Below are 20,030 nucleotides of genomic sequence, written 5' to 3'. Positions count from 1 at the left end.
GGTCCTTTCTGGTCTGGCGGCGGTGTCAGCCGCCGATGGGGTCGTGGCAGGAGACGAGCTTGGAGCCGTCCTTGAACGACGCCTCGACCTGCATCAGCTTGAGCATTTCGCGCACGCCCGGCATGACGTCGCCGGGGCCGAGCACGTTCTTGCCGAGCTCCATGCACTCGGCGACGGTCTTGCCTTCCCTGGCGGCCTCCAGCACGGCGACGCTGATCAACGCCACCGCCTCGCTGTAGTTCAGCTTGAGTCCGCGGTCACGCCGCTTGGACGCCACCTCGGCGACCACGTAGATCAGCAACTTGTCGATCTCACGCGGAGCGAGATTCATGAGCTCTCCTTATGTGGGTACGCGCCGGACGCCGGACAACACCGGCACCGCCGCCAGGAAGATCCAGGTGACCACGACGAACGGCCAGGTCAGCGTGTGCCCGCCGACGGGCGCGAAGAGGTTCGCGACGGACGCCGTCAGGACGGTCGCCGACACCGCGCCCGCCACGGCGTAGGCCAGGCCGAGCGTGGTCGGCCTGACGAAGGTGCCGCACAGGGCGATCCCGGTGAGCACCGCGTTGTAGCCGTACAGGCCCGCCCCGATGTCGGCCGCGTGCGCGCCGAGCAGGATCGCCACCACGATGCCGACCGCGCTGGAGACCAGCGCGGCGGCGGCCACCATCCACCCGGCGAACGCCAGGCCGATCAGGAAGATCAGGCCGACGTACCACGTGCCCTGGAAGAACACCTGGCCGATGCCGTTGAACAGCCCCTGCCACAGATCGGAGAACGTCACCGACGCCCCCGGGTGCGCGGCCGACGGCGGCGCCGCGTAGGCGCGGCCGTGCCAGATCCGCTCGTACGAGGGAGCGCCGACCAGCATGACCGTGGTCACCGCACAGAACGGCGCCGTGAACGTCGGCAGGTTGAGCGGCGTCAGCAGCGAGTTGAGCGCCGACGTCAGCACGCTGCCCATGATCGCTCCGGCGATCACGAGCAGCACGGTGATCCAGCGGGCGTCGAAGTAGAGCACCAGCGCGACGCCGATGAGCGTCCCGTTGAAGCCCTCGAGACCGGCGGTCAGCCGGTCCTTCGAGGCGCCGAGAACCCAGGCGGTGAGCGTGGCCACGACCGTGCCGAGCAGCCCGAAGACCCCGAACTGCCAGCCGCCGGCGAACAGCGCGATGACGAAGCAGATCGCCGTGCGCCAGTCGGACTGGAAGTCGACCTGGCTGACACCGCGGAGGGTGCCGAGAGGCATGCCCGAGGCCTTTTCGCGCATGCCCGTACACTCCTTCTGTCATTCGCTCGGCTTGGACCATGGACGTCGTTCCCGGGGCTTTGTCCGGAGAAAGTCGTATTAAGGTCGAGAAATTCTTTAATCACGACCTTTTCAGAGCGACCGGCCCAGGAAATAGCACAGGCCGACGGCGGCCAGGCCCAGGACGAGGTTCATGGCGATGTTGACCAGCGCCTTGCCCGTGGAGCCCGCGGCGAGCAGCTTGTACGTGTCGGTGCTGAAGGTGCTGAACGTGGTCAGGGCGCCGCAGAACCCGGTGCCCACCAGGGACAGCACCACGGCCGGCAGGGCGTCGCGCGAGGCGATGCCCATCAGCAGGCCGAGGACGGCCGAGCCGATGACGTTGACGGCCAGGGTGCCCCACGGCAGGTCGGTGCCCGCGCGCTTCTTGACGAAGCCGTCCACGAGGTAGCGGGCGGGCGCGCCGATGAGGCCGCCGATGAAGACCGCCAGGACGAGGATCATCGTTTGCCCTTCCCCACGGTGATGCCGATCCAGACGGCCAGCAGCCCCAGGACGACGCTGAGCACGAGATAGACGGCGGCCCACCCCGGCGATCCGCCCACCGTCAGCTCGCGGACGCCGTCCACGTAGTGGGAGAAGGTGGTGAAGCCGCCCAGGAACCCGGTGCCGAGCAGCATCTTGACCGGCTGGCGGTGCAGCGGGAACCTGGTCAGCTCGCTGGTCAGCAGACCCATGAGCAGGCAGCCCAGGGTGTTGACCACGAGCGTCGGCCACGGCAGCGGATGATCGGCGCCCGGCAGGGTCTGGGTGAGCAGATGCCGGACGACCGCGCCGACGCCGCCGCCGACCGCGACGAAGACCAGGGCCCGCGCGGGAGGCGCGGCGGCGGCCGTCATCCCTCGGTCCCGAGCTGGACGTCGGCGCCGGCGAGCTGCTCGGCCTCGGTCTCGCGCATCCGCAGCAGCTTGTCCACGACCTTGCCGATCAGGTACGTCACCACGAAGGAGTAGATCGCGACCGCGAAGATCGCGGCGATCTGCTTGAGCAGCAGCTCGATGGAGCCCCCGTAGAACAGCCCCTTGGTCGGGCTCGCCACGGCGCCGGTCGCGAACAGGCCGATGAGGACCACGCCGACCACGCCGCCGGCGCCGTGCACGCCGACGACGTCGAGGGTGTCGTCGTAGCCGAGGACGAGCTTCCAGGTGACGGCGAAGGACACGACGACGGCCGCCACGATCCCGACGACCAGCGCGCCCTCGGCGTTGACGTACGCGCAGGAGGGGGTGATGGCCACGAGCCCGGCCAGCGCGCCCGTCGCCGAGCCCATCCGGGTGAAGTGCCTGAACCGGAACCACTCGATGACCAGCCAGGTCAGCATGCCGGCCGCTCCGGCGATCATGGTGCTGAGGAACGCGGTCACCGCCACCCTGCCGTCGGCCATGGCCGAGCCGGCGTTGAAGCCGAACCAGCCGAACCACAGCAGGCCCAGGCCGAGCATGACCAGCGGGATGTTGCTGGGCTGGGGCGGCTCCTTCCTGCGGAACCTGACGCTGGGCCCCAGCGCGATGGCCAGGGCCAGGCCCGCCATGCCGGAGTTCAGCTCGACGACCAGGCCGCCCGCGAAGTCGAGCACTCCCCAGCGGTTGATCCACCCGGCCGGGTCGAACACCCAGTGCGCGATGGGGAAGTACACCAGCGTCACCCACACCACGGAGAAGACGATCCACGGCCCGAGCCTGGTCCGCCCGGCCACCGAGCCGCTGATCAGCGCCACCGTGATGATCGCGAAGGTGAGCTGGAACAGCGCGAAGGCGTACGTCGGCACGCGGCCGTGCAGCATGGTGGGAGAGATGTCGGCGAAGCGCAGGTCCCCGAACCCGATCAGACCGGCGCCGCCCACGTCCGGGCCGAAGACCAGGCCGTATCCGTAGCCGAACCACAGGACGGTCACCAGCGCGATCGAGACGAAGCTCATGAAGATCACGCTCAGCACGTTCTGCGCGCGGACCATGCCGCCGTAGAAGAAGGCGAGCCCGGGGGTCATGAGCAGCACCATGGCGGCGCTGACGAGAACCCACGCGGAATCTCCGGTGTTCAGACCTGGCGGCATGGCCGACCTCCCTTTCCCTGCCTCTGGAAAGGTGATCGGCCGAACCCGTGTCAAAACGGCGGCGGATCGCTTTTGCCGAAAATATGCCTCAATCTGCACTGCGCTCATAGGCAAGGAATCACGAAATAAGCGCGTTTGTCGCCGTCGGGCACCGGGAGGATGATCGGCGCTCGATCGGGGCACGTCAGTGCCAGACGAAGGGAGAAGACGTCATGGATCTTTCCGGTGTGGGCGTGTGGAGCCATCACCTGCGGTACGGCGACCCGGGCGAGGCCGCGGAGGCGGCCGCCGAGCTGGAGGAACTGGGCTATCGCGCGCTGTGGGTGCCGGACACCGGAGGGCCGGTCTTCGAGGCCGTCGGCAACCTTCTGACGGCCACCCGCCGGACCGTCGTGGCCACCGGGATCCTGAACCTCTGGATGCACGATCCCGCGGACGTCGCCGGCGGGCGCGGGAGGCGCTCGGGGACGGGCCTCTCCTGCTTCCCGAGCAGACCGTGATCCTGTGCGCGGGCAAGGAGGAGGCGCGCGCGATCGGCCAGGACTGGCTGCGCCGCTACCTGTCGCTGCCGAACTACGCCAACAACCTGCTGCGTCTCGGCTACACCGGCGAGGACGTGGAGACGGTGAGCGACCGGCTGTTCGACGGGCTGATCGCCTAGGGCGACGAGGAGGCGATCGGGCGGCGGCTGGACGAGCACCGCGCCGCCGGCGCCGACCACGTCTGCGTGCAGGTCCTCACGGCGGACGCGAACGCCCTGCCGCGGCACGAGTGGCGCGTCCTCGCCTCGGCCCTGCTATAGGCCGGGCTGTCGCGCTCCCGTGCCCGTGCTCCCGGTAGGCCGGGCTCAGCGGATCCGGGCCAGCCAGCGGCCGTGCGCCGGCCAGCAGCGGGCTTCGGTGAACCCGGCGGCCAGCGCGACCCTGCCGAGGTCGCTCGCCGAGACGGTCGCCCAGGCGAACCACTCGCCGGTGACCGGACCGCGGCGCAGGCGTACCCGGTCGACCCGGCTCCTCGTGCCGGGCGGCGCGACCTCGGCGAGGACCGTGCCGCCGGGCCGGAGGAGCTGGCCGACCCGCCGCAGCAGCGCACCGGGATGGCCGCCGATGCCGATGTTGCCGTCGGCGAGCAGGGCCGTCGCCCAGCGGCCGCTGCCGGGGACGTCGTCGTAGACGTCCCTGAGCAGGGCGAACCCTCCGGCGCGGCGGGTCAGGGCGACGGCGCGCGGGGTGATGTCGATGCCGAGCGTACGCACGCCGCGCCGGGTCAGCGCCGCCGTCAGCCGCCCGGGGCCCGAGCCGATGTCGAGCGTGGGCCCGGCGCAGCGGCTCAGCAGCTCCTCGTCGCCGTCGATGGGCTCGAACCAGCGGGCGGTCTCCAGCGGGACGCGGGTGCCGTCCACGTACTCGAGTTCGGCGCTCTCCCCGGCGAGGGCGTCGGCGTAGAGCTCCCCGATCACCGGCCCAGCTCCCGCAGCGCGGCGGCGAAGCACGACCCCGGCGCCTGGGCCGCGACCGTGGCGGCGTCGGCGGCGGTGTCGACGTCCGTCAGCTCGGGCAGCAGGCGCACGCCCAGCCCGGCGCGTTCGAGCCGGTCCAGCTGGAGCTTGCCGGTCTCCGGGGCTGACATGGGCACCCCCAGCAGCAGCGCGGGGTCCGGACGGCGCAGGCCGAGCAGCCAGAAGCCGCCGTCGGCCGCCGGGCCGTACACCGCGTCGTGCTCCGTCAGCGCCGCGCCGGCCTCCTCCAGCAGGGCGGGGGTGACCTGCGGGGTGTCCATGCCGATGAGGACGACGGGGCCGGGCCGGAGCCGGTGGGCGTCGGAGAAGGCGGCGGCCAGGCGCTCGTCCAGGCCCGCGCCGCGCTGCGGGACCACCACCAGTCCCGGGGGCAGCCAGTCCCCCGGCAGCCCGTCCAGCGCCAGCACCCGCTGGCCGGCCGGCGCGGCGGCGACGGCCCGCAGGCTGTCACGCAGCGCGGCCTCGGCCAGGACGGCGGCCTGCTCCGGGCTGAACGGCGGGGTCAGCCGGGTCTTGACCCTGCCCGGCACCGGTTCCTTGGCGATGACCACGATCTGCGGCAGGTGATCGGGATGACGACGGCTCAACGGAGGCGATCCTTTACGGGCTGCGGACGAAACGTGCTCCGCCGACGCCACCGGGGCGATGACGGCGACGGCGGCGGGGACGGGGAGGACGGCGGGGACGGGCGGGAGCGCCGCGCGGCCCAGCCCGCCAGCGCGGCCAGCGCGGCCGCGGCGTAGAAGGGGGTTCCGAGGTTGTCGGGGTCGGCCGGGCCGTCGGTGTAGGCGACCGCGCCCGCCACGGCCACGCCCAGCCACTCCCACCAGCCGCTCATGGCGGCCAGCGCCACGACCAGCAGCGCGTACCAGGAGTATCCGGGGGTGAGCAGGAGCAGGAACGAGCCGCTGACCAGCAGCGCGCCCTGCCAGGGCCGTTCGGGGTCGCCGTGGCGCAGGACGGCCAGGACGATCAGGGCGAGCAGCGCGATCGCGGCGTACGGGGCCCACGGGTCCGGCATCAGCAGCCGCAGGACCGCGTACCGGTTGCCGCCGCCGTCGTAGCGCTCCTCCCGCAGGTAGCCCGGCAGGTAGCCGGCCACCCCGCTGCCCGAGACCAGCGCGTACGGCAGGTACGCCAGCGCCACCACGAGCAGGGCGGGCGCCCCGACCCCGAGAACCCGCCGCCACGCCGGCCCGCCGCTCCCGGCCCCCACGCCGCTCCGCGCCGGCCCGCCGTTCCGCGCCAGCACCCCGGACAGGGCTCCCGGCAGGGCCGTCACCGGGAGCAGCTTGGCCGCCACCGCCGCCCCCAGCAGCGCCCCCGCCCGCACGGGCCCGCCGCGCGCGCGGACCGCGCCGCCGAAGGCCAGCACCACCAGCAGCACCCCGAGCATGTCCACGTGCGCGTTGTTCACCGCCTCGACCGGCACCGCCGGGCACCACGCCCAGTACGCCGCCCGCCGCGCCCCCGCGAGCCGCCACAGCGCCAGCAGCGCGAGCACCGCCAGCGCCCAGCCGCCCAGCTGCAGGCCCTTGTGCCGCGAGCCGTCCGGCGACAGCACCTCGACCAGCAGGAAGTACCCCTGCGCGAGCGGCGGGTAGATCGTGGTCACGACCGGCCGGTTGATCCGGGTGCAGCCGCCGCCAGGCAGCGGCCACAGCAGCGGGTCCGCGCAGCCGGCCGGGAAGAGCCAGTCGTCGCGCAGCCCGGCGAGCGCCGGGTCGGCCGGCGGATGGTCGTAGGGCGAGACGCCCGCCGCCTGCACCCGGCCGTCCCAGGCGTACCGGAAGGAGTCGGTGCTGCTGCTCGGCGGCGCCGCCACCCCGATCGTGGCCAGCGCGACCCCGCCGGCGACGACCAGCACGTCCAGCCGCCGCCCCCGTACCGGCCGGGCCAGCAGCACGGCCGCCGCGAACAGCGCCCAGGCCAGCAGGTACCAGCCCAGGCCGGGCGGCCCGAGCACCATCCTGAGCACGACGGCCCCCAGGGCGGCGAGCACCGCCCCGGTGAAGATCAGGTTTCGGCTCACAGCCCGCAGCCTGGCACCTCGGGCCCCGTAAGGGACCGCCGCGGCGTCCGCCGTCCGCGCTTCGTAAGAACCCTTACGAACCGCGAACGCCGCTCCACCGCCGCCCGCCGCCGGGCTAGCGTCGGCGGCGTGAGAGTCATGGTCACCGGCTCGGCCGGTTTCATCGGCGGGCACGTCGCGGAGGCGTTGACGGCGGCGGGCCACGACGTCGTCGGCCTCGACCTGCGGACCGGCGCGGACGTCCGCGACCAGGACGCGCTGGACGCGCGGCTGCCGGGCGTCGAGGTCGTCGTGCACCAGGCCGCCAGGGTGGGGCTCGGCGTGGACGTCTCCGACCTGCCCGGCTACGCCTCCGTCAACGTGTACGGCACCGCCGTCCTGCTGGCCGCGATGGCCAGGCACGGGATCGGCCGCCTGGTGCTGGCGTCCTCGATGGTCGTCTACGGCGAAGGCCGCTACGAGTGCGCCGCGCACGGCCACGTCAGGCCGGGCCCGCGGACCCTGCCGGACCTGGAGCGGGGCTCGTTCGAGCCGGCCTGCCCGCGCTGCGGCGCGGCGCTCGCCTGGGCGCCGATCGACGAGGACGCCCCGCCCGACCCGCGCAACGCCTACGCCACCACCAAGCTCGCCCAGGAACACCTGGCCGCCAACTGGGCCAGGGAGACGGGCGGCCGCGCGGCGGCGCTGCGGTACCACAACGTCTACGGCCCCCGGATGCCGCGCGACACCCCGTACGCGGGGGTGGCCGCGATCTTCCGTTCGGCGCTGGAGGCGGGCCGGGCGCCGAAGGTGTTCGAGGACGGCCGCCAGCTCCGCGACTTCGTGCACGTACGCGACGTCGCCCGGGCCAACCTCGCCGCCATGTCCGCGCCCGTCGGGCCCGGCGAGCTGCGCGCCTGGAACATCGCCTCCGGCGTCCCGCACACCGTGGGCGAGATGGCCGAGGCGCTGGCCGCCGCACGGGGCGGCCCCGTCCCGCGCGTCACCGGCGACCACCGGCTGGGCGACGTCCGCCACATCGTGGCCTCGCCCGAGCGGGCGCGGGCCGAGCTCGGGTTCCGTGCGGAGATCGGGTTCGACGCGGGGATGAAGGAGTTCGCCTGGTCATGACGGTCGACGTGATCCTGCCCTGCCTGAACGAGGAGGCCGCGCTCCCCTGGGTGATCGAGCGGCTCCCGGACGGCTACCGCCCGATCGTGGTGGACAACGGCTCCACGGACCGCTCGGCGGCGGTCGCGGGGAGCCTCGGCGCGCGGGTGGTCCACGAGCCCGTACGCGGCTTCGGCGCGGCCTGCCACGCCGGGCTGCTCGCCGCCACCGCCGAACTGGTCTGCTTCATGGACTGCGACGCCTCGCTCGACCCCGGCCTGCTTCCCCGGGTGACCGCCGACGTGCTCGGCGGGCGGAGCGATCTGGTCCTGGGGCGGAGGGTGCCGCGGGCGGCGGGGGCCTGGCCGTGGCACGCGCGGCTGGGCAACGCCGTGCTGGCCGGCGTGCTGCGCCGCCGTACGGGTGCGCCGCTCCGTGATCTCGGCCCGATGCGCGCGGCCAGGCGCGCGGCCCTCCTGGAGCTCGGGCTGACCGACCGCCGCTTCGGCTACCCGCTGGAGATGGTGCTGCGCGCCGCCGCGGCCGGCTGGCGGATCGCCGAGGTGGAGGTCGACTACCTGCCGCGGGCCGGGCGCTCCAAGGTGACCGGCACGGTGCGCGGCACGCTCCGCGCCGTCTCCGACATGAGCCGGGTCATGACCGAGCTCCGGCCCTCTCCGATCACCCCTCCGGCCGCGGCTCCGGGAGGGGGTCGCCGGCTCGGGGTCCCCGGGCCTCTTCGGCGCGGCGGCCGAGGAAGGTCCTGACGGCCGGGTCCGGGCTGAGGGCCGCGGCCCGCGAGTAGGCGTCGGCCGCGTCCTCGCCCCGTCCGAGCCGGGCGAGCAGGTCGCCGCGTGCCGCGTGGTAGGGCTGGAAGCGTTCCCGTTCGACCGGCAGGTCCTCCAGCAGCGCCAGCCCCGCCCGGGGCGAGCGGGCGCGCCCGATGACGGCGGCGTGCGCGACCCGGCCGCCCAGGCTCGGCGCGATCGCGACCAGCGCGGTGTAGAGGGTGCACAGGGCGTCCCAGTCGGTGCCGCCGCCGCGGGCCCGGGCGCAGTGCACCGCCTGGATCGCCGCTTCGAGCTGGAACCTCCCCGGCGCCCTGCCGGGCCGCTCGGCGCGGCGGAGGTACGCCTCGCCCTCGGCGATGAGGCCGCGGTCCCACGTGCCCGGGTCCTGGTCCTGCAGCGGCAGGTAGGGGCCGCCGGGGGCCGCGGCGCGGGCCGAGGTCAGGGTGAGCAGCGCCGCCAGCGCCCACGCCTCGGGCTCGTCGCCGAGCAGCCGCGCGGTCGTGACGGCGAGATGCCGGGCCTCACCCGCGAGCGAGGCCCCCTCACCCCGTTCCTGGAAGGAGAGCGCGTAGCAGCCGTACACCGCCTCAAGCACCCACGGCAGCCGCTCCGGCATCGCCTGCCGCCCGGGGACGACGAAGGGGACCCGGGCGTCCCTGATCCGCCGCTTGGCCCGGACCAGCCGCTGCGACATCGCCCCCGCGGGCACGGCGAAGGCCCGCGCGATCCCCGCCGCGTCGAACCCGAGCACCACCTGCAACATCAGCGGGGTACGGACGTCAGCGGCGATGGCCGGGTGCGCGCAGACGAACAGCAGGGCCAGCCGCCGGTCCGGGATCCGGTCCTGGTCGAGCTCGTCCAGGGCCCGGGCGAGCTCGACCGCGCCGAGGCCGGCGTCGACGGCCTCCTCCAGCGACCGGTTGCGGCGGTGGGCGGCGGACTTCCACAGGTCCCGCTGCCGGTTGCGGGCGACCGTCAGCAGCCAGCCCTCGGGGTTGTCCGGTACGCCGTCGCGCGGCCACGTGGTGAGAGCCCGCTCGAACGCCTGCGCCAGGGTGTCCTCGGCGAGTTCGAGGTCGCCGGTCGGCGCGGCCAGCAGGGCGACCAGCCGGCCGTACGACTCCCGCGCGGCCCGCTCGGCCACCCGCGCGGCCCGTTCTCCCGCCCCGCTCACGACGCCGGGTTCACGACGGGGTCCGCCACGACGGGACCCAGGCCCCGTTCTCGATGTGCATCCCGCCGGGCCGGATCTCGACGGCCCCCCAGGACAGCGGGGGCGCCTGCCGCGCCCACTCCAGGGCCGCGTCCAGATCCGGCACGTCGATGACGATCACGCCGCCGAGCTGCTCCTTGGTGTCGGCGAACGGCCCGTCCTGGATCCGCGGCTCCCCGTCGACCAGCCTGAGCGTCGTCGAGCCGGCCGACGGCCGCAGCACCTGGCCGCTCACCAGGATCCCGGCCTGCTCCAGCGTCGCCGCGTAACTGGCCATGGCCCGCATCCCGTCGGCCATCGCCTCGGCCCCGACGGACTCCTCGTCCGCCTCGCCGTGATGGAACAACAACATGTAACGCATGTTCCGATCCTCTCTCGTCACTTGGTCCGGTAGCGCGCGATCACCACGCCGGTCGTGGCGGTGATCGTCTCCTCGAGCGTCAGGTCGGTACGTTCGCCCTCGCCGAACAGCCGCGTGCCCGAGCCGAGCACGATCGGGTGGATCAGCAGGACATACTCCTCGACCAGGCCCGCGGCGTGCAGCGAACGCACCAGCTCGCCGCTGCCGAGCACCGTGATCACCCCGTCGACCCGCTCCTTCAGCCGGGCGACGGTCTCTGCCGCCTCCCCCGCCAGCAGCGTGGAGTTGGGGTGGGCGAGTCCGGCGCCCGCCCGGCGGGAGGCGACGTACTTGGGCGTGTTCACCAGCGTCTCGGTGAACGGGTTGGGCTCGCCCACCGAGGTCCAGTAGCCGAGCACGTCGTCGTACGTCCTCCGCCCGAACAGCATCGCCGCCGCCCCGCTCCGCTCCGCGACGTACGTCCCGATCACCTGGTCGGCGTACCCGACGCCCCAGCCGCCGTGCCGGAACCCGCCTCTCGTGTCCTCGTCCGCCCGGCCCGGCCCCTGCATGACGCCGTCCAGCCCGACGTTCACGAACACGCTGATCGTGCCCATCGTGAGCTCCTCACCTCTGATCATCCGGGCCGCGTACCGGCCCGGCACAGTGATGACGACCTCGACCGGCCCGAACAGACACCCCCCGGGCCGGGGGCGAGCATCCGCGAGGTCAGCCGGGCGGGCAGGCGGGGCAGGGGCCGCTCGGCGCGGCGGGGGCGGTGTAGGTCTCGGGGAGGAGGAAGGCCAGCAGGCGGTGGTGGTCCCCCATGCGCACCGGGGCGAGCGTGGTGATGGTCAGCCGGACGTGACGGTCCTCGCCGTCCGGCCGGCCGGGGTCGGTGTGGCCGGGCTCGCGGAAGAGCATCGGCCTGGACGGGCCCTGGACCAGCAGGTCGGTGCCGCCCGCCCAGATGCGTTCGGCGTCCGGGCTGCGCTCGCGCAGGTCGTCGACCACGGCCATGAGCTCGTGGCCCTGGCGTTCGCGCATGGCCCGGCCGCGGACGAGCGACATCAGCGCCGTCGCCTCGCGCTCCCACTCGACCATGACGTGCTTGGAGTGCTCCTGGAGGAAGAACCAGTGCAGGATGGTGCGCTCGCCTTCGGGCACGGCGGTGAAGTCGCAGATCCACCGGGCGAACGCGGAGTTCTGGCTCCGGACGTTCCACAGTCCGTCGGTCACGTAGGCGGGGTGCGGTTCGAGGGCGTCGACCAGCCGGCGCAGGGCCGGGTCGGGCTCGGCGGCGCGGTCGGGCTCGGGCGGGGTGCCGCTCGCGAGGTACCACAGGATGCTGCGCTCGTCCTGGCTGAGCTGGAGCGCCGTGGCGATGGACTCCAGCAGCTCGGGGGTGGGGCGGTGTTCGGCGCCCTGCTCCAGCGCGCTGATCGTGCGGATCGAGTAGCCCGTGATGTAGGCGAGGTCCTCCTGGGTGAGCGAGCTGCCGCGGCGGGACCGGCGCGCGGGCAGCCCCACCTGGTCGCGCGAGATCCGGGCGCGGCGCTCGCGCAGGAACTGGCCGAGGAGCTCACGGCTGTCGTTCAGGGTCTCCCCCTTGCCGCTTCAAGCAGGAAATGACGTTGCCGGTAACGGTATCGCCGGTGACGGCTCGCCGGGAACTCAGTTTGCTCTGGCGCCGCGCCTGCGCCGTTCCGATCATGGTCGGCATGACAACCCTTGAGGCAAGGACGCGGCGACGGCCGCCGCTGCTCACCGCCGGGCTGATGGCGGCGCCGATCTGGATCCTGCTCGCCGTGGTCCAGGCGGCCACCCGGACGGGCTTCGACCTGACCCGGCATCCGGTCAGCATGCTCTCGCTGGGCGAGCTGGGCTGGATCCAGATCTCCAGTTTCGTCGTGACCGGTGTGCTGACCCTGTGCGGCGCGGCGGGCCTGCGCGCCGCGGGCCTGGGCGGCGTGTGGGGGCCCCGCCTGCTCGGCGTCCAGGGCGCCGGCCTGGTCGTGGCCGGCTTCTTCCCCGCCGATCCCGGCTTCGCCTTCCCTCCTGGCACGCCGGACGTGCCCGGGACGATGAGCGCGGCCGGCGCGGCGCATCTGGCGGCGGCCGGCGCGTCGTTCCTCGCGATGATCGCGTTCTGTTTCGTCCTGAGCCGGCGCTTCGCCGGCTTGTCGTGGGCCGTGGCCGGCCGCCTCGGCGGCGCGACGCTGGCGGCCGGCTTCTGCTGGGCGATGAGCGGCGCGGCGGGCGGGCCGCTCGCCATGTTCGCCGGCGTGGTGGCGGCGTGGGCCTGGATCACGGTGACCATGACCAAGCTGGAGCGGACCGCTCAGGTCTGACGGGCCCGCTCCCCGCTCCCCGCACCCCGCACCCCGCACCCCGCACCCCGCACCCCGCACCCCGACAAGGAGAAGCACATGTCGTTTCAGGCGTACCTGGACACCATCGAGGACAGGACCGGGCTGACGCCCCGGCAGTTCGTGGAACTCGCGAAGGAACGCGGGTTCGACGGCCCGTCGGTCAAGGCGGGCGCGATCATCGAGTGGCTCAAGCAGGACTACGGTCTCGGCCGTGGGCACGCGATGGCCCTCGTGCACGTGATCAAGAAAGGCCCCGAGATCGGCACGAAGCACGTCGGCAGCACCGGGACGCATCGGGACGAGTCGGCCCTGCTGTGGCTGGACGGGAAGAACAACCGCCCTAAGCCCTGACCACCCGCCCTGACCGACAAAACGGATCTTTGTGTCAAGAATCACATAGCGCGCGTACGACGGGTGAAGGGCGGGACGCCGGTGATACCCATGATCGGAATGTCGGCGACCGAGAGGATTTTCGTGCGCATCCGTCAACTGGCGACCCTTCTCACCGGTGCGGCCCTGGCCGCCTCCACCACGCTGGTGGCCGGCGCCGCTCCCGCCGCCGCGGCCGGGCCCTGCGGCAGCAGCTACACCCGCGTCGGCGTCTACCCCGTCAAGAGAGGAGACGGGACCCGTACGGGCACCCTTGAGGTCCACTACAGCTCCAGCACGGGCAAGAACTGCGCCCTGACCTACGGCTACGGCGCGTACGCCAACACCCCGAGCTGGAAGAGCGTCACGATCTCCCGGGGCGACGGCAGCGGCGAGGACTCCAACTCCGGCACGTTCACGTACTACGCCGGCCCCGTGTACGTCTCCGCGCCCGGTCAGTGCATCGACGTCCAGGCGGTCGTGCCGGCCTGGGTGATCCTCGATCTCAACAACGTGCACTGCGGCTGAGCTCCGCGTTCCCCGGCTCCGGCCCGCCGGAGCCGGGGGGCGGGTGACTGGGCCGCAGCGCCTGCCGCCGCGCCCAGGAGGACAGCCTGCGGAGGGCGAAGTGGCCGGGGCTTCCGGGCGGCGCGGTGACGAGGATGATGACCTGTTCCTGGTCGTCGACGGTGGTCAGGGCCTGCCAGTCGAGGTCGAAGGATCCGGCGACGGGGTGGTGCAGGCGGTTGCGCCCGAACGGGTGCATGGTGACCAGGTGCTGGCGCCACCAGGCGCGGAAGTCGTCGTCGCCGCGCAGCAGCTCGCCCACGAGCTCCCGCAGCCGCGGCCGGCCGGGGTAGGTGCCGGCGGCCATGCGCAGGCTGGAGACCGCTTCGCGGGCCCGGGCGGGCCAGTCGTCCTGCATCGCCCGGACCTGCGGGTCCAGGAAGATCATCCGGACGTAGTTGCGGTGCGCGGGCGGCATGGCGGCGAGGTCGCCGAGCAGGGCGGCGGCGAGTGGGTTCCAGGCCAGGATGTCGTGGTAGCGGCCGAGCACCAGAGCGGGCGTGTCGACCAGGTTGGTCAGCAGCCGCACGGTCTGTGTGCTGACCCGCTGCTCGCCCTCGTCCGACTGCTCCCCCGCGTACGGGTCGGCGAGCTGGAACAGATGCCGCTGCTGGTCGTCGTCGAGCCGCAGGGCCCGGCCGAGGGCGGTGAGCACCGGGCGGGAGGCCGTGCGGACCCGGCCCTGCTCCATCCGGGTGTAGTAGTCGGTGCTGATGCCGGCCAGCTGGGCCACTTCTTCCCGCCGCAGCCCGGGGACCCGGCGCGGGTAGGCCGGTTCCGGCAGGCCGTGTTCGGCCGCGGTGACCGCGGCTCGCCGGGCGATCAGGAAATCGGCCAGCGGTCCTTTCGGTGAGGCGAGTTCGAAGGACGGAGCGTGCGCATCCATATCACCCGATGATGGCATCCGAACGGCCGAACTTCCGGGGAAAAGAATTCCTAGGAAGAATTGATCCTTCCGCTTTCCCGCTTCCATCGGCCACGGTAGAGGGGGAAAACGCGGCGAGCGAGCCCTGCGGAACACTGGAGGGGGGCCGTGGGGTCAATTTGCCCGTTTCCTGCGGTCGGAGGGATCAAAACCTCCAAATGCCGCACGATTCCACCGTCCTCTCACATTGCGGGAGGACGGTGGAATCACGGCACCATTGTTCCGGTCATCTCCGCCGCCCCCACAGCAGGTACGCGACGGGCCCCACCGGCTGGACGAAGATCGCCGGCCACCACAGTCCCTTGCGGCCCCGCACGTCCGCCGCGGGCCGGAGCCACAGGTCGACCGCGGCGGCCGCGGTGAGCGCGAACTCCACGGACGCCAGCGCGAGGACCGTTCCCCGCTGCTTGTCCGACATCTCGTCCCAGCGCATCGCGGGCTCCCTTCACTCGGTCGTACGCCCCCATTGTGGCGGTCCGTCCGGAGGCGGCGGCAGGGTCTTTCGACCTGTTCCGGGACGTTCGTCCCGTCCACCGGTGCCCTTGGCCCGCTGTGCCCGGCCCGCCGGCGCGGCACGGTAGGAGAGAGGACCCCGAACCGGGAAGAAGGAGAAACGATGATCGCGACGGCGGCGTGGCGCGGGTTCCGCGGTGCGGACTGGCGCTCGGGCGTGGACGTACGCGCCTTCATCCAGGCGAACTACACCCCGTACGAGGGCGACGACGGCTTCCTCGCGGGGCCGACCGAACGCACCCGCGCCGTGTGGGAGAAGGTCTCGTCCCTGTTCCCCGAGGAGCGGCGGCGCGGGATCCTCGACGCCGACACCACCACCCCGTCGTCGATCACCTCCCACCCGCCCGGCTACCTCGACCGGGACCGCGAGCTGATCGTGGGCCTGCAGACCGACGCCCCGCTGAAGCGCGCGATCATGCCGGCGGGCGGGCTGCGCATGGTGGAGACGGGCCTGGCCGCCTACGGCTACAAGCTCGACCCGGCGGTGAAGGAGATCTTCACCAAATACCGCAAGACCCACAACGACGGCGTGTTCGACGCCTACACCCCCGAGATCCGGGCCGCCCGCCGCTCCGGCGTCATCACCGGCCTGCCGGACGCCTACGGCCGAGGCCGCATCATCGGCGACTACCGCCGCGTCGCCCTCTACGGCGTGGACCGGCTGATCGAGGCCAAGCAGGCCGAGCTGCGCTCCCTGGACGACGCGGACGCCACCGACGCCGTGATCCGCGACCGGGAGGAGCTGTCCGAGCAGCTGCGCGCCCTGGACGAGCTGAAGCGGATGGCCGCCTCCTACGGCCACGACATCTCCGGCCCGGCCGGCACCGCGCACGAGGCCGTCCAGTGGCTCTACTTCGCCTACCTCGCCGCCGTCAAGGAGCAGAACGGCGCCGCCATGTCGCTGGGCCGCACCTCCACGTTCCTGGACGTCTACCTGGAGCGCGACCTGGCCGAGGGCCGGATCACCGAGGAACGCGCGCAGGAGCTCGTCGACGACTTCGTCATCAAGCTACGCATCGTCCGCTTCCTGCGCACCCCGGAGTACGACCAGCTCTTCTCCGGCGACCCCACCTGGGTGACCGAGTCGATCGGCGGGCTCGGCGACGACGGCCGCCCCCTGGTCACCCGGACCAGCTACCGCTACCTGCAGACGCTGCGCAACCTCGGCCCGGCCCCGGAGCCCAACCTGACGGTCCTGTGGTCGCCGCGGCTGCCGGAGCCGTTCAAGCGCTTCTGCGCCGCCCTGTCGATCGAGACCAGCGCCCTCCAGTACGAGAGCGACGAGCTCATGCGCCCGCGCACCGGCGACGACACCGCCGTCGCCTGCTGCGTGTCGGCCGCGCCGGTCGGGAAGCAGATGCAGTTCTTCGGCGCCCGCGTCAACCTGGCCAAGACCCTGCTGTACGCGATCAACGGCGGCCGCGACGAGCTCACCGGCGCCCAGGTCGGCCCCGCCCACCCGCCGCTCACCGGCGACGTCCTCGACTACGGGGAGGTCACCGAGGCGCTGGACCGGATGATGGACTGGCTCGCCCGCACCTACGTCAACGCGCTCAACATCATCCACTACATGCACGACAAGTACGCCTACGAGCGCCTGGAGATGGCCCTGCACGACCACCCGGTCAGGCGGACGCTGGCGTGCGGCATCGCGGGGCTGTCCGTCGCCGCCGACAGCCTGTCGGCCATCAGGCACGCCCGCGTCGAGGTGATCCGCGACGCCACCGGCCTGGCCGTGGACTACCGGGTCGAGGGCGACTACCCGGCCTACGGCAACAACGACGACCGCGCCGACGCGATCGCCGTCGGCCTGGTGCGCTCGTTCATGGCGAAGATCCGCGAGCACCGCGCGTACCGGGACGCCGAGCACACCCAGTCCGTCCTGACGATCACCTCCAACGTGGTCTACGGCAAGCACACCGGCAACACGCCCGACGGCCGCAGGTCCGGCGAGCCGTTCGCGCCCGGCGCGAACCCCATGAACGGCCGCGACCGGCACGGCCTCGTCGCCTCCGCCCTGTCGGTCGCCAAGCTCCCCTACGACCAGGCCCTCGACGGCATCTCCCTGACCAACACCGCCACCCCCGACGGTCTCGGCCGCACGCCGGAGGAGCGCGTCGCCAACCTGGCGGGCGTGCTGGACGGCTACTTCGACGCGGGCGGCTTCCACATGAACGTCAACGTCCTCAACCGCGCCGTCCTGCTGGACGCCATGGAGCACCCCGACCGCTACCCGCAGCTCACCGTCCGCGTCTCCGGCTACGCCGTCAACTTCGTCCGGCTCACCCCGGACCAGCAGCGCGACGTCGTCAACCGCACCTTCCACGGCTCGCTGTGAACGGGAGGCCCGCGGTGGACGGCGCGATCAGCTCCTGGGACCTGTCGGTCGGCGTGGACGGCCCCGGCAGCCGGTTCGTCGTCTTCACCGCGGGCTGCCCGCTGCGCTGCCGCTACTGCCAGAACCCGGAGACCTGGCGGATGCGCGACGGCCGCCGGGTCCCCGCCGACGAGATCATGGCCGAGATCGGCAGGTACCGGCGCTTCATCTCGGTCGCGGGCGGCGGGGTGACCATCAGCGGCGGCGAGCCGCTGCTGCAGCCCCGCTTCACCGCCGAGCTGCTGCGCCGCTGCCACGAGGACGGCCTGCACACCGCGCTCGACACCTCCGGCCTGCTCGGCGTCCGCGCCACCGACGCGATGCTCGCCGACACCGACCTCGTGCTGCTCGACATCAAGTCCTTCGACCCGGCCACCTACCGGCGGGTGACGGGCGGGCCGGTGGAGCCGACGCTGCGCTTCGCCCGCCGCCTCGCCGGCCTGGGACGGCCCACCTGGGTGCGGTTCGTCCTGGTCCCCGGCCTCACCGACGCGCCCGCGAACGTGGACGCGCTGGCCGGCTTCGTGGCCGGCCTGGGCAACGTCGAACGGGTCGACGTGCTGCCCTTCCACCGCATGGCCACCGGCAAGTACGACCGCCTCGGCCTGCGCTTCCCGCTCGCCGGCGTCGCGCCGCCCGACCAGGCGCTGCTCGACCGCGTGCACGCGCAGTTCCGCGCGCACGGCGTGGTCTCCGTCTGAGCCGCGCCCGCAGGGACCTTCGGCACCTGAGCAGGGGCCGCACGGCACTCACCCGCGGCGGCCGGATGCGGGAGCGTCGTCATAGGAGGTGCGCCATGTCCGTCTCACTCGTCACCGAACCCGGCACCCGGCGACTGCTGGAGGCCGCCGGTCAGGCGCCGTCGGTGCTCAACACCCAGCCGTGGCGTTTCCGCGTGGTCCACGGGGAGTTCGTCGAGGTGCTCGCCGACCAGGACCGGCGGTTGCGCGTCAGCGACCCGCGCGGCCGCAGCCTGCACGTGAGCTGCGGCGCGGCGCTGTTCAACCTGCGGCTGGCGATGCGCACGGCCGGGCACCGGCCGATCGTGTGGCTGCTGCCGACGCCGGAGGAGGAGCCCGACCTGCTCGCGGCGGTGCGGATGGGCATGGAGCTGCCGGCCTCGGCGGAGCACCGCGAGCTGTACGACCTGATCCCGGTCCGCCGCACCAGCCGCCTGCCCTTCTACGACCGGGCCCTGCCCCGCCCGGTCATGGCCGAACTCCGGCTCGCGGCCTCGCGGGAGGGCGCGGCCCTCCTGCCCCTCGACCGGCACGCCACGAGCGACACGCTCGCCTACGTCGCCGTCGCCGAGGACGAGCTGGCCGGCGACCACGACTACCGTGCGGAGCTGGCCGCGTGGACGATGCCGGGCGCGCTGTACGACGGCGTGCCGGCCGCCGCGCACGGGCCGCGCTCCCTGCGGGACCCGTCCCCGGTCAGGGACTTCGGGCGGCAGGAGTACACGGCGCGGTTCGAGGAGCGGCCCCAGCTCGCCGTCCTCGCCACCATGGGCGACCGGCCCGCGGACTGGCTGCGCGCCGGTCAGGCCCTGCAGCGGGTCCTGCTCGTCGCCGCCCGGCACGGCGTGTCGGCCTCCCTGCTCAACCAGTCGCTCGACCTGCGCGACATGCGCGGCCGCAGGGACCCCCACCACCGGCGAGGGCACCCGCAGGCCGTCATCAGGTTCGGCTACGGGCCGTACGTCCCCGGCACTCCCCGCCGACCGGCGGCGGAGCTGGAGATCAGGTGACGCTCAGCCCCCCACGACCGCCACGGGGCAGGGCGCGTGCTGGAGGAGCGTGGCGGCGGTGCCGGCGGGCGTGGCCCGCCGGCGGCCGACGACCACGAGGGTGGCGGTCCCGAAGTCGGCGGCCGGCTCGACCGGCACACCCGGATGGCGGGCCGCCTGTTCCGTCACGTCGGCCGAGACCGCGAGAGGCACCCGGCGCAGGGCGGCCTCCTCGAACGCGAAGTCCAGGACGGTGGCGTCCGGGTCGCGGTCGGCGACGACGACCGGGCCCGGCTGGGACGCCGCGGGCAGCGGCCCCGGCCCCCGCACCACGATCACCGGGCAGTGGGCGTGCGCGGCGACGTACCCGGCCACCGAGCCCACGACCGCTCGCGGGAGCGCGCTGAGCCCGCGCGAGCCGACCACGACGAGCGCGGCCTCGTGGGAGAGCTCGACCAGGCGCTCGGCCGCGGGACCCTCGTACAGGTCCGTCTCCACGGTCAGGCCGGAGCTGGTGTGGCGGGCGCAGTCGGCGCCGTGCCACAGCACGTGCTCGGCCGCCTTGCGCAGATGGGACCTCGCCTCCTCGGCCGCCTCCCCGTACGGCCACTGCCAGGCGTGGGCGACGGTCAGGGACAGCCCGCGCAGCTCGGCCTCGTCCAGCGCCCAGTCGAGCGCCTGCATCGAGAAGGCCGATCCGTCGTAGCCGAGAACGATGTGCTTCATGCCGCTGCCTCCTGTCCGTACGCCTGCCCACGTCAGGGTGGCCCTACCCTCAGCCTCGTCCCGGCGGCCGGGGTCCCGGCAGGGACTTTCGGCCCGCGTGCCG

The 20,030-nt window shown here is 73.3% G+C and carries 25 protein-coding genes; 10 read left to right on the top strand and 15 right to left on the bottom strand.

The genetic code is table 11. The features are described from left to right. Nucleotides 1–25 precede the first annotated feature (25 nt). The 5 genes from Nocox_RS16545 to Nocox_RS16525 form a co-directional block, all read right to left on the bottom strand. Nucleotides 26–331: an urease subunit gamma gene (locus Nocox_RS16545; protein WP_020547880.1), complete on the bottom strand. Its 306-nt coding sequence runs from the start codon at nucleotides 329–331 to the stop codon at nucleotides 26–28. 9 nt (nucleotides 332–340) lie between these two features. Beyond that, nucleotides 341–1,273: an urea transporter gene (locus Nocox_RS16540; RefSeq protein WP_020547881.1), complete on the bottom strand. Its 933-nt coding sequence runs from the start codon at nucleotides 1,271–1,273 to the stop codon at nucleotides 341–343. Nucleotides 1,274–1,384: 111 nt separating this feature from the next. Beyond that, on the bottom strand, nucleotides 1,385–1,756 hold the full coding sequence (gene crcB, locus Nocox_RS16535) for a fluoride efflux transporter CrcB (RefSeq protein ID WP_020547882.1): 372 nt from the start codon (nucleotides 1,754–1,756) through the stop codon (nucleotides 1,385–1,387). Beyond that, a complete protein-coding gene (gene crcB, locus Nocox_RS16530) occupies nucleotides 1,753–2,151 on the bottom strand; it encodes a fluoride efflux transporter CrcB (RefSeq protein WP_020547883.1) in 399 nt (132 codons plus the stop codon). The genes crcB (Nocox_RS16535) and crcB (Nocox_RS16530) overlap by 4 nt, the downstream gene beginning before the upstream one ends. Then, complete coding sequence (locus tag Nocox_RS16525) at nucleotides 2,148–3,365, bottom strand: ammonium transporter (protein WP_026215299.1); 1,218 nt, start codon at nucleotides 3,363–3,365, stop codon at nucleotides 2,148–2,150. The genes crcB (Nocox_RS16530) and Nocox_RS16525 overlap by 4 nt, the downstream gene beginning before the upstream one ends. Before the next feature lie 212 nt (nucleotides 3,366–3,577). Between Nocox_RS16525 and Nocox_RS43065 the strand changes: the two genes are divergently transcribed. Then, nucleotides 3,578–3,865, top strand: coding sequence for an LLM class flavin-dependent oxidoreductase (locus Nocox_RS43065; RefSeq protein WP_246649799.1), 288 nt, complete (start codon nucleotides 3,578–3,580; stop codon nucleotides 3,863–3,865). Then, nucleotides 3,862–4,026 (top strand): hypothetical protein, encoded by a 165-nt coding sequence (locus tag Nocox_RS43060; RefSeq protein ID WP_020547886.1) that lies wholly within the window; start codon nucleotides 3,862–3,864, stop codon nucleotides 4,024–4,026. The genes Nocox_RS43065 and Nocox_RS43060 overlap by 4 nt, the downstream gene beginning before the upstream one ends. Before the next feature lie 186 nt (nucleotides 4,027–4,212). Here Nocox_RS43060 and Nocox_RS16515 read toward each other — a convergent pair whose 3' ends face one another. The 3 genes from Nocox_RS16515 to Nocox_RS16505 are packed head-to-tail and all read right to left on the bottom strand — an operon-like array spanning nucleotide 4,213 to nucleotide 6,916. Continuing rightward, nucleotides 4,213–4,824, bottom strand: coding sequence for a class I SAM-dependent methyltransferase (locus Nocox_RS16515; RefSeq protein WP_020547887.1), 612 nt, complete (start codon nucleotides 4,822–4,824; stop codon nucleotides 4,213–4,215). Further along, nucleotides 4,821–5,471, bottom strand: a complete 651-nt coding sequence (locus tag Nocox_RS16510; RefSeq protein WP_020547888.1) for a TIGR04282 family arsenosugar biosynthesis glycosyltransferase — start codon at nucleotides 5,469–5,471, stop codon at nucleotides 4,821–4,823. The genes Nocox_RS16515 and Nocox_RS16510 overlap by 4 nt, the downstream gene beginning before the upstream one ends. Beyond that, nucleotides 5,468–6,916 carry a glycosyltransferase 87 family protein gene (locus Nocox_RS16505; protein WP_020547889.1) on the bottom strand — a complete coding sequence of 483 codons (1,449 nt, stop codon included), beginning with the start codon at nucleotides 6,914–6,916 and terminating at the stop codon, nucleotides 5,468–5,470. The genes Nocox_RS16510 and Nocox_RS16505 overlap by 4 nt, the downstream gene beginning before the upstream one ends. A gap of 138 nt (nucleotides 6,917–7,054) precedes the next feature. Between Nocox_RS16505 and Nocox_RS16500 the strand changes: the two genes are divergently transcribed. Further along, nucleotides 7,055–8,026, top strand: coding sequence for an NAD-dependent epimerase/dehydratase family protein (locus Nocox_RS16500; protein ID WP_020547890.1), 972 nt, complete (start codon nucleotides 7,055–7,057; stop codon nucleotides 8,024–8,026). Further along, nucleotides 8,023–8,772, top strand: coding sequence for a glycosyltransferase family 2 protein (locus Nocox_RS16495; RefSeq protein WP_020547891.1), 750 nt, complete (start codon nucleotides 8,023–8,025; stop codon nucleotides 8,770–8,772). Before Nocox_RS16500 ends, Nocox_RS16495 begins: the two co-directional genes overlap by 4 nt. Here Nocox_RS16495 and Nocox_RS16490 read toward each other — a convergent pair. The 4 genes from Nocox_RS16490 to Nocox_RS16475 all read right to left on the bottom strand — a co-directional run bounded on the left by Nocox_RS16490 (nucleotide 8,687) and on the right by Nocox_RS16475 (nucleotide 11,879). Further along, nucleotides 8,687–9,970 carry an RNA polymerase sigma factor gene (locus Nocox_RS16490; protein ID WP_051112808.1) on the bottom strand — a complete coding sequence of 428 codons (1,284 nt, stop codon included), beginning with the start codon at nucleotides 9,968–9,970 and terminating at the stop codon, nucleotides 8,687–8,689. The two genes, Nocox_RS16495 and Nocox_RS16490, sit on opposite strands and share 86 nt — an antisense overlap. Before the next feature lie 10 nt (nucleotides 9,971–9,980). Continuing rightward, a complete protein-coding gene (locus Nocox_RS16485) occupies nucleotides 9,981–10,370 on the bottom strand; it encodes a YciI family protein (RefSeq protein ID WP_020547893.1) in 390 nt (129 codons plus the stop codon). A gap of 17 nt (nucleotides 10,371–10,387) precedes the next feature. Beyond that, nucleotides 10,388–10,990, bottom strand: coding sequence for a dihydrofolate reductase family protein (locus tag Nocox_RS16480; RefSeq protein WP_211212870.1), 603 nt, complete (start codon nucleotides 10,988–10,990; stop codon nucleotides 10,388–10,390). A gap of 88 nt (nucleotides 10,991–11,078) precedes the next feature. After that, a complete protein-coding gene (locus tag Nocox_RS16475; protein WP_020547895.1) occupies nucleotides 11,079–11,879 on the bottom strand; it encodes a helix-turn-helix domain-containing protein in 801 nt (266 codons plus the stop codon). Nucleotides 11,880–12,070: 191 nt separating this feature from the next. On the opposite strand from Nocox_RS16475, the gene Nocox_RS16470 reads away from it, so the two are divergent. The 3 genes from Nocox_RS16470 (at nucleotide 12,071) to Nocox_RS16460 (ending at nucleotide 13,618) form a co-directional block, all read left to right on the top strand. Then, entirely contained in the window at nucleotides 12,071–12,700 is a 630-nt protein-coding gene (locus tag Nocox_RS16470) for a DUF998 domain-containing protein (protein ID WP_026215301.1), read from the top strand. Nucleotides 12,701–12,778: 78 nt separating this feature from the next. Next, a complete protein-coding gene (locus tag Nocox_RS16465) occupies nucleotides 12,779–13,072 on the top strand; it encodes a DUF4287 domain-containing protein (RefSeq protein ID WP_020547897.1) in 294 nt (97 codons plus the stop codon). Between the two features lie 123 nt (nucleotides 13,073–13,195). Continuing rightward, entirely contained in the window at nucleotides 13,196–13,618 is a 423-nt protein-coding gene (locus Nocox_RS16460; RefSeq protein ID WP_157383539.1) for a spore-associated protein A, read from the top strand. On the opposite strand, the gene Nocox_RS16455 is transcribed toward Nocox_RS16460, so the two are convergent. Beyond that, on the bottom strand, nucleotides 13,596–14,543 hold the full coding sequence (locus tag Nocox_RS16455) for a helix-turn-helix transcriptional regulator (protein WP_020547899.1): 948 nt from the start codon (nucleotides 14,541–14,543) through the stop codon (nucleotides 13,596–13,598). The two genes, Nocox_RS16460 and Nocox_RS16455, sit on opposite strands and share 23 nt — an antisense overlap. A gap of 265 nt (nucleotides 14,544–14,808) precedes the next feature. Then, nucleotides 14,809–15,015 (bottom strand): PLDc N-terminal domain-containing protein, encoded by a 207-nt coding sequence (locus Nocox_RS16450; protein WP_020547900.1) that lies wholly within the window; start codon nucleotides 15,013–15,015, stop codon nucleotides 14,809–14,811. 183 nt (nucleotides 15,016–15,198) lie between these two features. Between Nocox_RS16450 and pflB the strand changes: the two genes are divergently transcribed. From pflB to Nocox_RS16435, 3 genes are all read left to right on the top strand, one after another. Beyond that, nucleotides 15,199–17,433: a formate C-acetyltransferase gene (pflB, locus tag Nocox_RS16445; protein ID WP_020547901.1), complete on the top strand. Its 2,235-nt coding sequence runs from the start codon at nucleotides 15,199–15,201 to the stop codon at nucleotides 17,431–17,433. A gap of 14 nt (nucleotides 17,434–17,447) precedes the next feature. Beyond that, on the top strand, nucleotides 17,448–18,173 hold the full coding sequence (gene pflA / locus Nocox_RS16440; protein ID WP_020547902.1) for a pyruvate formate-lyase-activating protein: 726 nt from the start codon (nucleotides 17,448–17,450) through the stop codon (nucleotides 18,171–18,173). 95 nt (nucleotides 18,174–18,268) lie between these two features. Next, nucleotides 18,269–19,222, top strand: a complete 954-nt coding sequence (locus Nocox_RS16435; protein ID WP_020547903.1) for an Acg family FMN-binding oxidoreductase — start codon at nucleotides 18,269–18,271, stop codon at nucleotides 19,220–19,222. A gap of 3 nt (nucleotides 19,223–19,225) precedes the next feature. On the opposite strand, the gene Nocox_RS16430 is transcribed toward Nocox_RS16435, so the two are convergent. Continuing rightward, nucleotides 19,226–19,927: a universal stress protein gene (locus tag Nocox_RS16430; protein ID WP_020547904.1), complete on the bottom strand. Its 702-nt coding sequence runs from the start codon at nucleotides 19,925–19,927 to the stop codon at nucleotides 19,226–19,228. Nucleotides 19,928–20,030 lie beyond the last annotated feature (103 nt).

Source organism: Nonomuraea coxensis DSM 45129 (genome assembly GCF_019397265.1).
Taxonomy (GTDB): Bacteria; Actinomycetota; Actinomycetes; order Streptosporangiales; family Streptosporangiaceae; genus Nonomuraea; species Nonomuraea coxensis.
The sequence above is the reverse complement of the archived record's forward strand: the minus strand, read 5'-3'. Positions and strand labels throughout refer to the sequence as shown.